General features: G+C 66.9%; 12 protein-coding genes. 6 read left to right on the top strand and 6 right to left on the bottom strand.

What is annotated here, in order from left to right:
• Positions 1–83: 83 nt before the first annotated feature.
• From msrA to ACFU5M_RS32545, 4 genes are all read right to left on the bottom strand, one after another.
• Positions 84–551, bottom strand: coding sequence for a peptide-methionine (S)-S-oxide reductase MsrA (msrA, locus tag ACFU5M_RS32560; RefSeq protein WP_379055115.1), 468 nt, complete (start codon positions 549–551; stop codon positions 84–86).
• Between the two features lie 44 nt (positions 552–595).
• Complete coding sequence (gene msrB / locus ACFU5M_RS32555; protein WP_379055111.1) at positions 596–1,051, bottom strand: peptide-methionine (R)-S-oxide reductase MsrB; 456 nt, start codon at positions 1,049–1,051, stop codon at positions 596–598.
• A gap of 148 nt (positions 1,052–1,199) precedes the next feature.
• Positions 1,200–2,351, bottom strand: coding sequence for a hypothetical protein (locus ACFU5M_RS32550; RefSeq protein WP_379055109.1), 1,152 nt, complete (start codon positions 2,349–2,351; stop codon positions 1,200–1,202).
• An 11-nt stretch (positions 2,352–2,362) separates the two neighbouring features.
• Positions 2,363–3,289 carry a metal-dependent hydrolase gene (locus tag ACFU5M_RS32545; protein WP_379055107.1) on the bottom strand — a complete coding sequence of 309 codons (927 nt, stop codon included), beginning with the start codon at positions 3,287–3,289 and terminating at the stop codon, positions 2,363–2,365.
• Between the two features lie 239 nt (positions 3,290–3,528).
• On the opposite strand from ACFU5M_RS32545, the gene ACFU5M_RS32540 reads away from it, so the two are divergent.
• Positions 3,529–4,149: a TetR/AcrR family transcriptional regulator gene (locus tag ACFU5M_RS32540; RefSeq protein WP_379055105.1), complete on the top strand. Its 621-nt coding sequence runs from the start codon at positions 3,529–3,531 to the stop codon at positions 4,147–4,149.
• A 94-nt stretch (positions 4,150–4,243) separates the two neighbouring features.
• Here ACFU5M_RS32540 and ACFU5M_RS32535 read toward each other — a convergent pair whose 3' ends face one another.
• Positions 4,244–4,582, bottom strand: coding sequence for a nitroreductase/quinone reductase family protein (locus ACFU5M_RS32535; protein WP_379055113.1), 339 nt, complete (start codon positions 4,580–4,582; stop codon positions 4,244–4,246).
• A gap of 308 nt (positions 4,583–4,890) precedes the next feature.
• Here ACFU5M_RS32535 and ACFU5M_RS32530 point away from each other — a divergent pair, with 308 nt between their 5' ends.
• A complete protein-coding gene (locus ACFU5M_RS32530; RefSeq protein WP_379055103.1) occupies positions 4,891–6,114 on the top strand; it encodes a cytochrome P450 in 1,224 nt (407 codons plus the stop codon).
• Between the two features lie 3 nt (positions 6,115–6,117).
• Here the strand turns inward: ACFU5M_RS32530 and ACFU5M_RS32525 are convergent, their stop codons facing one another.
• Positions 6,118–6,774: a maleylpyruvate isomerase N-terminal domain-containing protein gene (locus ACFU5M_RS32525; RefSeq protein WP_379055101.1), complete on the bottom strand. Its 657-nt coding sequence runs from the start codon at positions 6,772–6,774 to the stop codon at positions 6,118–6,120.
• Positions 6,775–7,025: 251 nt separating this feature from the next.
• Here ACFU5M_RS32525 and ACFU5M_RS32520 point away from each other — a divergent pair, with 251 nt between their 5' ends.
• The 4 genes from ACFU5M_RS32520 (at position 7,026) to ACFU5M_RS32505 (ending at position 11,951) form a co-directional block, all read left to right on the top strand.
• Positions 7,026–8,837 carry a CocE/NonD family hydrolase gene (locus ACFU5M_RS32520; protein WP_379055099.1) on the top strand — a complete coding sequence of 604 codons (1,812 nt, stop codon included), beginning with the start codon at positions 7,026–7,028 and terminating at the stop codon, positions 8,835–8,837.
• Positions 8,838–9,146: 309 nt separating this feature from the next.
• On the top strand, positions 9,147–9,830 hold the full coding sequence (locus ACFU5M_RS32515; RefSeq protein ID WP_379055097.1) for a TetR/AcrR family transcriptional regulator: 684 nt from the start codon (positions 9,147–9,149) through the stop codon (positions 9,828–9,830).
• Between the two features lie 163 nt (positions 9,831–9,993).
• On the top strand, positions 9,994–11,292 hold the full coding sequence (locus ACFU5M_RS32510; protein ID WP_379055095.1) for an FAD-binding domain-containing protein: 1,299 nt from the start codon (positions 9,994–9,996) through the stop codon (positions 11,290–11,292).
• 95 nt (positions 11,293–11,387) lie between these two features.
• Positions 11,388–11,951 (top strand): hemerythrin domain-containing protein, encoded by a 564-nt coding sequence (locus ACFU5M_RS32505; RefSeq protein WP_379055093.1) that lies wholly within the window; start codon positions 11,388–11,390, stop codon positions 11,949–11,951.
• The last annotated feature ends 41 nt before the right edge of the window (positions 11,952–11,992 follow it).

The raw sequence follows: 11,992 nt of genomic DNA, 5'->3' as shown, positions 1-11,992 counted from the left end.
GACCTGGGCGTGGTGGCGCAGTCGCATGCTGTGCGTTCGGACGTCTCGGCGGGTCACCGGTCGCGACCCGCCGCGATCGCGGCCTACTGCGGGGTGGTCTGCCGTTTCGGCAGTTTCCAGCCCGGACGGGGGAAGTGGCAGGTGTAGCCGTCCGGGTAGCGCAGCAGGTAGTCCTGATGCTCCGGCTCGGCCTCCCAGAACTCGCTCGCCGGGGTCACCTCGGTGACCACCTTGCCGGGCCACAGGCCGGAGGCATCCACATCGGCGACGGTGTCCAGGGCGATTCGCTTCTGATCGTCATCGAGATAGTAGATCGCCGAACGGTAGCTGGTCCCGATGTCGTTGCCCTGGCGGTCCTTCGTCGTCGGATCGTGGATCTGGAAGAAGAACTCCAGCAGTTGCCGGTAGTCCGTCCGGGCCGGGTCGTAGACGATCTCCACGGCCTCCGCATGGCCCGGGTGGTTGCGGTAGGTGGGGTGGTCGTTTCGCCCACCGGTGTAGCCGACGCGCGTCGACACCACCCCGGGCTGCTTGCGGATCAAGTCCTCCATGCCCCAGAAGCATCCACCGGCCAGAATGGCCTTCCGCGTGTCGGTCACGCCTCCTCCTTCGCGAAGAGAGTTTTGTACTGCCCGTAGCCTTCCGCCTCGAGGTCGTCGAGGTGGATGAACCGCAGCGCCTTCGAGTTGATGCAGTACCGCAAGCCGCCCGCCGCACGGGGGCCGTCGGTGAACACATGCCCGAGGTGGCTGTCCCCGTGCGTGGAACGCACTTCGGTGCGGACCATCAGATGACTGAAGTCCCGCTTCTCCACCACGTTCCCGGCTTCGATCGGCTTGGTGAAACTGGGCCAACCCGATCCGCTGTCGAACTTGTCAACCGAGGCGAACAACGGCTCGCCGGACACCACATCCACATAGATGCCCGGCTCGTGGTTGTCCCAGTACTCGCCCGTGAACGCCCGCTCGGTCCCGTTCTCCTGAGTGACGTGGTACTGCTCAGGGGACAGGGCGGCGACCGCCGCAGGATTCCGGTTGTACTCCCGTGCCACATGACCTCCTCATATCGGCCCCACGTACAACCCGTGCGCGGGCCCGGAAAATCCCGGGCGAGCCGGGCGTCACACTCCGGCCCCGCCGACCGCGTGGCACGGCGGTCGCGCCCGCCGCTACCGGCGGCTCCGCCTCCTCGCCGACTCGCTACGCCGTGGGACTCACAGCTGTTTCCGGAGCGGGAGCAGCAGCGCTGTCCGCTGTCATCCTCCGTGGCACCGTGAACACGGCGATCACGCAGAAGATCGCGACAACGAAGCAGGCGAGCGTGTACCAGAGATTGCCGATGGGATCTCCCTGGCTCGTCCTGCCATCGACGGCGCCGAAGAAATCGGGCAGTGCGGTGACCCAGAGCAACGCCATCACGCCCAAATACACCACGCTGTAGATGCGGACGAAGTCGTTCGTGTAGGGCGTGCCGTCTCGCCGCAGCCGGAGCCATCGGCGGGTGAGGATCAGCACGGCGACGATGGTGACGACGACCAGTTCGGCGGCGTAGAGCACTCCGCGCACGGTGGTACTACCCATGCCGAACACCGTGGCGGGTATCGGCAACACCGCCGTGCCCAACGATGCCAGCACACCGATGAGGACCGTACGCCAGACCAATTGCACCCCGGAGAACGTCTGCCCCTGGTCGACGTGGCGGCCGACGAACAATTGAACACAGAACGCCAGCGACATCGGCCACAGGGCGGCGAAGACGACCACACTCGGCAGCGGCACCGAATCGAACATCGGCTGGTTCATCGGATTGTCGATCGACCATTCCCACCAGCGCAGCTGCGGGCCGAGATGGTCGAAGATCTCATAAAAGGCATGGTGGACGAAGCCCACGCACGCGGACCCGATGAGGACCCCGTGCTGCCGGAAGACGCCGAGCATCCGGACGATCTCGAAGGCCAGTGTGGCCATGAACGGGTAGATCGCGACGATGTAGAGCGGTAATCGGCCCCAGAGGAATTCCACGGTGAACAGGTTGTGCGCGAACATCGTGTCGACGTGCGCGTCGATGCCGAAGGCCGCCGGGAAGTAAAGCGGGGGTTCGATGATGAACAGGTATGCGGTCGCGCCGAACCAGAGCACCAGGTTGGTGGGATCTCCGTGGCGGCGCAACCGCACGATCGCATAGATCAGCGCGAGTACCGCGCCCAGAACGATCGTGATCTCGAGAACGGGCAGCGTCCAGTTCTCCAATGCGAAGGGGTTTCGCACCTCGGCCAGTCCGCCCGCCTCCTCGCACGAGAAGCCGAGCGCTGTGGCGAGCCGGTCGAAAGTGGGTGCGCAATGATCAGCCATCGGTCCGGCTCCTAAGGGGCGACCGTGTCGGCGGTGTACCAGTGCGAGACGTCGTAGCCGGCCTCGAAGCGCTGGAACCACACGTCGGCGAGCGCGGGCAGCTTCTCGTGGTCGGGGTTGTGTCTGGGCAGCTGGCTGCGAACGATGCCCACCAACGCGACGAGTTGCTCACCGAGCGGAAGGTGGTCGAATGCCCGTGGCATCGGACCGTGGTCCTGCGCCTGCAGGAACGGCAACCACGCGCGCAGTTTCTGCCTGCGCCGGTAGGAGGCGAACATCGACAACGCGTCCACCTTCCGCTCCTCCAGTGGGACGTGCTCGTTGAAGCCCGCGCAGGCCAGCCTGATCACCTTCAGCACGTGACGGAAGATCGACGGCGCCATGCGCATCCGATACACGTCGCTGCCGACCACGGAGTCGAAGATGATCAGCGCGGAACTGCGATGTTCGACTTCTTCGACGAAATGCCAGATGAACAGCGACGCGACCCGGTCGTCTCCCGGTCGGAACAACGTCGAGTCGTTGTCGAGCATCAATTTGAACACCGGCGTGAAGGTCGCCTCCAGATCGGCGGTGTAGGCGAGCCGGTATTCGACGGGGGTGTCCACGGTGAGGCGGTCGAATTCCCCGATCACTTCGTTGAGCGTCTCCTGTAGCCCGGGGTACCGCCGGATCAAGGCGTTGGCGTGCTGGCGATGGGCGGTGGAGTGCTGCCCCTCCTGACGCACGAACGCGTCGGCTTCCTCGGCGACTGCGGGGTCGGTGATCAGGGGCATGGCCTCCCGGATCATGTTGACGATCATCTTCTCGAAGCCGATCGCCAGGAAGGACACCGCATTGGCCATGGACGAGAAGGCCGGATTCTCCTCGTTCCACAGGAAGGGCACGTCGTAGTCCGCGAACGCGAAGCGCATTTTCCGGACTTGCAGATCGGTCACTGGGCTGTACCTCGTCTTTCGGAATCGAACGGTCCGGCGGCATCGCACGGAGACCACCGGCCCGCGTTGGAGGTGATCATACACAGAACGGCTTATGTGTATGATCAGAATTGATGCTCGATCCGCCGGACGGGTGACGACGACGCTCTGTGATACCGTCGAGCCCTTGATCCGGAGCGTCGGCAGGCCATCTGATCAGGGGGTTCGCAGGCGACAAGCGTCGAGTCGAGGAAGCGGCAGTGGCAGGAAGGCGCGGGTGGGGCGGGAGCCCGCCGAAGGACGACGAGGAAGCGTCTCGTCGTATAGTCGCCGCCGCCGTCGATCTGATCGGCCGGACAGGGTCGGAGATCAGCATCGCCGACGTCGCGGAATCGCTGGGCGTGATCCGCCAGACGGTCTACCGATACTTCCCCAGTGCCGATGCGCTCATGACGGCCGCGGCCATCGCGTCGGTCGACGGCTTTCTCGATCGGCTCACACAGCAGGTCAGCGGTATCGAGGACGCCGTGGAAGCGATGACCGAGGGGGTGGTGTACACCCTGGCCGAGGTGCGTCGTACGCCCCATCTCGGCATCCTGCTGTCGAGTACCTACTCGAACGTCCACCCCGAAAGCCTGACGTCCGAAGAGGCGCAAGCCTTCGGAATGACGATGATCAAACGCTTCGACGTGCAGTGGGAGCGATACGGTTACGACGACGAGTCGCTGCACGAGCTCGTCGAATACGTCCTGCGGACGATGCAGTCGTTTTTCATCTCGCCCGGCAACCCACCTCGCGGCGAGGGCGATCTGCGGCGTTATCTACGACGCTGGATGGGCGCCGCGATCATCGCCCAGTCGAAGCCGGCCGCGAGCGTCTGACGCCTCATCCGAATGGGCCGCCGCTGCACCGGCCACGGCGACGTCGTCAGGAGTCGGCGACTGGCATGCGCTTCTGGTGAGGGAGACGCGGCGATCAGCTCGCGTCGTCCAGCCGCACCTTCACCGAGACACGCCCGCGTTCGTCGCGCCGCGCTACCGCATGTCCGCGCCGATCCGCGCCGTCGAGGCGCAGCGTGATCGGGCCGCCCTCATCCAGAAAGTTTCGCCACCAAGCCTTCTTGTCCGGCATCGCGACTCCGATGACCAGTTCATCCCCTTTTCGCCAGTAGTTGACCGGCGTGCTGAATGTCCGCCCGGACCGCCGCCCCACATACGTGATCACTACGAATCCCTTGCCCAGCAATCTCCCGATCAGCGGCACGTCGAGGAGCGCTGCCACCCCGGCGTTCACCGCTCGCACGGTGCGCCCCAGCGCCGTCTTCGGTTCCACAACTTCCTCCCGGCCGATCCCACCGACATATCCGAACACCGCCACCTTAACCACCCCACCGGCGCTCGGCCGTTCAGCGGATCGGTCCACTCCGGTCGCGGTGTCATCGCTACTGCCGGGACCAGGGACGCATGCCGTCCGACAAGTCCGGAATTTCGTTTTCCGCCGCACGAGTTCTGGTTGCGGGCAGGATCGGTCCGTTGCTCGGCTCATCGGCCGACCTCGCCGTGATACTCGTGCACGACCGTCGTCACGACGGCTGAAGGGTTCACGCGCAGAGAGGAATTCCCATGACAACCAGCCTGCCCGCTTTCCCCGCCCCGAACGAGGATCTGCTGGACACCTGCATCCGGCTCCGGGAGATCGCGCCGGTGGTCGAGGTGGAGTTCCCCGGCGGGGTGCCCGCCTACCTGGCGCTGACCCACGACGCGGTGCGCGAGATCCTCGCCGGGGACAACAAGACGTTCGCCCGGGATCCGAAGCACTGGCCGGCCCTGTACGACGGTTCGATTCCGGAGGACTGGCCCCTGCGCGCCATCGTGCAGGGCGATCACCTGTCCACCAAGGACGGCGACGACCATCGGCGGCTTCGCGGCCTGATCAGCAAGGCGTTCACCCCGGGCCGGGTGCAGGCGCTGGAGCCGCGCGTGCAAGAGATCATCGACCGGTTGCTGGATCAGGTGGTGGCGGCCGGCGACGGCGTCGATCTGGTGCCCACCTTCACCGAAGCGCTGCCGATGGCGGTGATCTGCGAACTGTTCGGGGTGCCGGAGCACGAGCGAGATCGGCTGCGTCGCTGGACCGCGACTCTGCTGGCACACACCACTCCGCCCGAAGAGGCGTTCGCGACGCAGAACGCGCTCATGCTGTACTTGTACGAATTGGCGGACCGCAAGCAGCGGGAGCCCGGTGACGACCTGACCACGGGCCTGGTGCAAGCCCGCGACGAGGGCGACAAGCTGACGGCCGAGGAACTGGTCGCCGTTCTGTGGATCATGCTGGTCGCCGGCCACGAGACCACGGTGCACATGCTCGGATACGCCATCCTGGCGCTGTCGCGGCACCCCGATCAGCTCGCCCTGGCCAAGGCCGAGAACCGCTGGGCCGACGTGGTCGAAGAGACGGTGCGATACCGGCATTCGGTGATGATGACCAGTTGGCGGTTCACGCTGACGGACGTCACCGTGGCCGGCGTGTCCATTCCCCAGGGCAAGGCGGTCGGCGTCGCCTACCAGGCCTGTGGGATCGACCCCGCCGAGTACGGCGAAACCGCGAACGAGTTCGACATCACCCGCGAGCAGCGGGGTGGACATCTCGGGTTCGGCCATGGGCCGCGCTACTGCATCGGCGCGGGTCTGGCCCGCCTGGAGGGCAGGCTCGCGCTCGCTTCGCTCTACCGGAGGCTGCCGGAGCTCGAACTCGCCATCGACCCCGCGGACATCCCGTACTCGCCGTCCTTCTTCACCATCGGCCCGCTGTCCGTGCCGGTCAAACTGGGGGGCGAGGCTCGGTAACGATCAACCGAGCACGAAAGGAAGTCGCGCGGCCAGTTCCTCCAGCTCGGCTCTCTCCGAGTCGGTCGGTGCGCGTCGTCCGGTGCCGACCAGCAGCGCGTCGGTGTCGGAGAACGAGCTGGGGAACGCCGCTCCGGCGACCTTCTCCAGCATCTCGCGTGACCGGCCGAGGCCCTCCGCGGGCGGCTCGGCCGCGCCCGGTAAGTGTGCGATCAGGTCCAGATGGTGCAAGGTGCTCTCCAGGACGTACGCCGACAGGTAGTCGCCCGCGGTGAGGACCTCGTCGCGCGTGCCGACCCGCAGGCCGGGATCGACGAGTCCGGCCGCGCGTCCGGCGGCGGAGCCGACGTCTTCGAAGTGAATCTTCAGCAACCTTGGTTCCCGGTACGCGGCGGCGAGCCGTACGATCAGCGCGTCGAGCGGGTGGTCGCCGGTCGGTGCCGTATCGGCCACCTCCCAATAGGTCACCGCGTCGCGCGTCGGTTCGGCATCGACCGGGGTCACCAGGGTGATCAGGATATCCTGGGCGTCGATGATCAAGTGGCACACCAGGTCTCGCACGAGCCAGCCGGTACAGCCGGACGGCTGCGCGAAATCCTCGTCCGAGAGGTCGCCGACCGCCGTGCGCAACGCTGCCCAGGAGCGTGAGAAGTCATCCACGGCCCGGAAGCTAGCAGCGTGCGGCGCGGCCCGCGACGTATCGGGCGGTCCGGCCTCGCCGAGGCGGCGCCCCATGCGGAGCGCTCCGAAAGCGCCCCACGCGAGCGGACTGGTCGAATATTGCAATGTTTCCGCTGGTCATCGACCTGTTGCGAATGGAGAACGCATCGCCGAATCCCGGGACAGGTGATCGCATACCGTGTCAGTCTGCGGCGGTCCGCTATTTCGCAGCAAATTGGCAGGAAGGGTCGATGACGTCTATGTCGCAACGAGATCCGATCGTCGGGACCACGTCCGAACAGCTCTCGCGGATCGCCGTCGAGGGAGCTTGGGACGCGCGGGGGCAGGTCCGCCCGGAGGCAGTGCAATTCGCGTCGAACTTGGTGACCGCGGTGCGCAACCGCAGTGGCGAGGGGCTGGTGCCCGGCGAGGTGGCGGGTTTGGTCGACCGGGCGCTGAACGTGGCGGTGCCGACGTTCCCGCGCATCGAGGCGTCGGATGGGGTCGGGCTGTCGGCGCACATGCTGCGGCAGACCACGACCCGGCCGTGCCCGCTGGTGGTCTTTCCCGCCGGATGGACGCCCTTCGGGTGGCCGCTGTTCGAGTATGCCTACCTCACGCTCGCGTCCAAGGGCTATCACGTGCTGGCCTACACGCCACGCGGCATCGGATTGTCCGCCCTACCGGGGACGAACGTGCCGTGGTTCGGCACATCCGAAGGCACTGTCGATGTCGCCGGTCCGCGCGACCGCGTCGATGGGTCGACCGTGCTCACGTACGCGATAGACGAACTCGCCCCCAGCCGCATCGCCTTCATGGGGGAGTCGTACGGGTCGGGCATCAGCCAGCTCGTCGCCGCGGAGGACGAACGAGTCGATGTCGTCGTCGCCATGAGCACTTGGGGCAACCTCGCCACCAGCATGTACGACAACGCCACTCGCCACCTCAAGGCCGTCCAGGCGTTGATCGGCCTGACCGGCGGCGCGCAGGCGGACAAGTTCGACGAAGAGGCGCTGGAAATTCTGGCGAAGTTCGCCGAGGGCGAAGACATGGAGCCGGTGATCGAGTGGGGTACCGATCGCGCACCGGAGCGCTTCGTCGGTTCCCGCGAGATTCCGACCTTCTTCTCCAACACCTGGCACGAGGGCCTCTTCCCCGTGAACCAGGTGCTGGAAACCTTCGAGAAACTCCCGCGACCGAAACGGTTGAACATGTGGATCGGCGATCATGCCGCGCCGGAAGGCCCCGGCCTGATCGCTCCGCCCGCGCACGGCGCCGGGCCGAACGTGCCGCTGCGCGAGGCGTATGCCTGGCTCGATCACTACCTCAAAGACGAGGACAACGGTGTCGACACGTGGCCGGAGATCAGCAACCAGGTCATGTTCACCTACGTGACCACTCCGGCAGCGGGGGACGGGCAGAACGTGATCGTCGAACCGGCGCGGCGCGAGGAGAAGGAGTCGTGGGCAGACGTCACCACCGACACCGAGTCGTTGACGCTGACCGATGAGCGCGAGGGCGGTGACGGCGCGCTGACGCCCGATGTCGCCTCCGGTTGGCAGCGCGATTTCGTCGTCGGCGCGGAGCCCGAGGTCGTCGCCATGGACGAGCTCATGGCGACCGGTCAGGAGGAATGGGCGGGCAATCCCAAGATTTACCGAACCGCCGAGATCGACCGCACACATGCCCTGGTCTGGTCGACGGGGCCGCTGCTCGCGGCGCGCGGTGGGATAGCGCGGCAGATTCGCGGGATCCCTCGGTTGCAGGTGACCGTCGACAGCACCGACGAGTCGGCGACCGTGGTGGCCTACCTCCTCGATGTCGATGAGGACGGGTCGGCGAGAATCGTCACGCACGAGCCGAAGACCATCGAGTCGGACCTGCCCGCCACCGTCTCGTGGGAGTTGCAGGCGGCGGCCTACGACGTGTTGGACGGCCACCGGTTGATGCTGGTCATCGACGGCCTGGACCCCTTGTACTCCAGCGCCAACAGTGTGGGCGCGAGAATCACCATCAGTTCTCCGGGTGGCGCTCCTTCCTGCCTGGAGTTGCCGCTCGGCTGACCACTGCGCACGGCCCGGAGACGGTACCGCCTCCGGGCCATGTCAGAGCTGCCGACGCGTCCAGCGGTTAGCCGCCGGTCGCGGCCATGCCAGGAGCGCGGGCGGGCCGCGCCGGTATCGGTCGCGGAGTCCTCGGCGCGACGTCCCCGATACCCAGGGTCGGCCAGAAGTGGACTCGGCAGGCGTCGAGATGATGGTTTCCGCCCTGCCGCGCCGGGCCCGAAAACAGGTGACCGCCTCCCGTCGCGCAGCGGTGTGGGTCCGCGGGTCCGGGCGCGTCGGCCACGGCCGGCTCGGTAGTCTGCAGAGGTGTCCGCCGCGCCCGCCGACGCCGACGCATCGATCGTTCCGGTGCGAGACGGAGTGTTCTTCACGCTTCCGGCGGCATTGCCGCGCGGCAGGCACAATCTCGGGCGCGAGCAGGTGATGGCCGCGCAGCGGGAACGGCTGCTGGCCGCCGTCACCGAATTGCTCGCCGCGCGCGGCTACGCCGGATTCGGCCCCACCGACGTCGCGAAGCGGGCCGGCGTCTCGTTGGCGGCCTTCTACGACGCGTTCGCCAACAAGGATGAATGCGTCTTCGCGGGATACGACCGCTTCATCCAGGTGCTGCTGACCCAGCTGACCCGCGCGGACATCAGAGGTCGAGATCACCGGTCCGTCGTCGCGGACGCACTCGGTCGGTACCTTCGCTCCCTGCAGAACGACTTGGTCGTCGCCCGGGCCTACCAAGTAGAGATCGACGCGCTCGGGCCTGCCGCCCGGCGGCGCAGACGGAACTCGATCCGGCTGTTCGCCGAATACATCCGCGGTCTGGTGCAGGCCGTGGCCGGGAATCGGCTACCGCTGCTGTCCGTCACGGCGTACATGGGCGTCGTCTACGCCGTTCGCCAACTCACCGCCGACGCGCTCGACGAGTCGGACGCGCCGGATCTGACGGCGCTCAGCGCCGACCTGGAACCCTGGCTCACCGATCTCTTCCGCGGGCGCTGACCCGGCTGCGCCGCCCGGCTTGACATGACAGTGGTCGTCGCGCAGCATTGGCGTAAAGAACTTTACTTCGATACCCGCCCGCATCGGCGTGGCACAGCAGCCGAATGTCCGATACCGCCGTCGTCGATCGCGACGGATGCCTGTCGTCGAAAATGACCATCGAATGGCCGTAACAATCGCACTTTTCACTCGTGACCTGCGTGTGCACGACAATCCCGTCCTGTCGGCCGCGGTGCGCGAGGGTGCCGCCGTGGTTCCCCTCTTCGTCGTCGACGACCGTATCGTCGGCAGTGCGCACCCGGCCGGGAACCAGCTGCGCTTCCTCTCCGCCGCGCTGGCCGAACTCGATGCCGAACTGCGCTGCGCCGGAGGGCAATTGGTGATCCGGCGCGGTGGCTATGTCGACGCGGTGGATCAGGTGGCGGCACAGGTGCACGCCGACAGCGTCCACATCGCCGACGACGCCACCTGGTACGGCCGGTGCCGGGCGCGAGCGCTGCGGGAACGGCTGGCGCGACGCAGCTGCTTGCTGCACACGCATTCGGCCACCCTGACCGCCGTGGATCCGTCCGAGTGCCGTGCGCACGGCAAGGATGACGAGGTTCCGGACTTCCCGACCTACTTTCGCCGGTGGCTGGAAGCTCCCAAGCGGCGTCCGCTGGACACACCCACAGAGTTGATCGTCCCGCGCGTCGCCAGTGATCCCGTGCCGAGATTCGACGAACTCGGCGACGCCGCTGTCTCACCGCAGCTCGCCGTCGGCGGCGAGATCACGGGTCGTGCGCTGTGGCGGGGCTGCACCGCCGACCGGAAACAGCCACACAACCGGTCCAGCGGCGACCTCACCCGGGAGGGCTGCGCGCGTCTGTCGCCGTACCTGCATTTCGGTTGCCTTTCCGCGGCCGAGATGGCGTACCGCACCGACATGGCGACGGCGGACGGACGCGCCTTCGTCCGCCTGCTCGCTCGGCGCGACTTCCGGCTCCAGTTCCTCGCCGCGCGCGCCGGCGTCGCGCGGTCCGGTGATCGCTCGCGTGATCGGCGGGCGCACGATCCGGTCGCGGTCCGTGCCTGGTGCGACGGTCGTACCGGCTACCCGATCGTCGACGCGGGCATGCGGCAACTGGCCGCGCAAGGATGGATGCCGGAACGTGCCCGGGTGATCGCCGCCAGTTTCCTCACCACGACGCTGCGGGTGGACTGGCGAGTCGGCGCCGACCATTTCCGACGGTGGCTGCTCGATGCCGACGCCGCGAGCGACCGCTGTACCTGGCAGCAGGTGGGGCGCCTGTACCGGGGAGCCCTCGGCACCCCCGAACGCTACGACCCCGACGGGAACTATGTGCGGCGCTGGATACCGGAACTGGCTTCCCTACCGGGTTCGGAGATCCACCGCCCGTGGCGCCACAGTGTGCCGGCCTCGATATATCCCGCTCCCATCGCGGGCGACGCCGGCAACTGACCGGCCGGCCGTGCGGTTTCGCGTGCACGCTGCCGGGTACCGCCGCGACGGACATGGTTTGTCAGCCGACCCGACAGTCCGAGGGGAGATCAGCTATGGCAACCACGATCGACTCGACCACTGACGCGATCGATTTCCTCATCCATCAGCACGGCCGGATCCGGCAACTGTTCATCGAGACCGCCGACACCTCCGATCCGGTGGAGCGGGAGAGCAAGTTCTTCGAGTTGCGGCGCTTGCTGGCCGTGCACGAGACCGCCGAAGAGGAGATCATCCACCCGCGCGCCCGGCGTGAACTCGGCGATGGCGCGTCCATCGTCGATGCGCGGCTGGAAGAGGAGAACAAGGCGAAAAAACAGCTCGCCGAGATGGAATCACTCGACATCAGCTCGATGGAATTCCAGGTTCGGCTGGCGAAACTGCGCTCAGCGGTGCTGGCGCATGCCGACCACGAAGAACGGGAGGAATTCACGCGGCTGCGGGCGGAACTCGACGACGAGACCCTGCGACGATTGCGCAGAACCGTCGAGCTCGCCGAGTCGATGGCGCCGACCCGGCCGCATCCTGGCGTGGAATCGGCCACCGCGAACGTTTTGGTCGGTCCGTTCGCCGCGATGATGGACCGGGCCAAAGACATGATCAGCAAGCCGCGGCACTGATCCGGCGGTACCGGTGACGCCCGCGGCGCGCGGCCCCGAGA

Source organism: Nocardia sp. NPDC057455 (genome assembly GCF_042802775.1).
Taxonomy (GTDB): domain Bacteria; phylum Actinomycetota; class Actinomycetes; order Mycobacteriales; family Mycobacteriaceae; genus Nocardia.
Note: the sequence above shows the minus strand (reverse complement) of the source record. Positions and strands in the feature narration are given on the sequence as shown.

Bases quoted from the DNA above. Each gene is read 5' to 3' on its own strand.
- ACFU5M_RS32505 (WP_379055093.1), top strand. From the start codon at position 11,388: ATGGCAACCACGATCGACTCGACCACTGACGCGATCGATTTCCTCATC.
- ACFU5M_RS32550 (WP_379055109.1), bottom strand. From the start codon at position 2,351: ATGGCTGATCATTGCGCACCCACTTTCGACCGGCTCGCCACAGCGCTC.
- ACFU5M_RS32530 (WP_379055103.1), top strand. From the start codon at position 4,891: ATGACAACCAGCCTGCCCGCTTTCCCCGCCCCGAACGAGGATCTGCTG.
- ACFU5M_RS32510 (WP_379055095.1), top strand. From the start codon at position 9,994: ATGGCCGTAACAATCGCACTTTTCACTCGTGACCTGCGTGTGCACGAC.
- ACFU5M_RS32520 (WP_379055099.1), top strand. From the start codon at position 7,026: ATGACGTCTATGTCGCAACGAGATCCGATCGTCGGGACCACGTCCGAA.
- msrA (WP_379055115.1), bottom strand. From the start codon at position 551: ATGGAGGACTTGATCCGCAAGCAGCCCGGGGTGGTGTCGACGCGCGTC.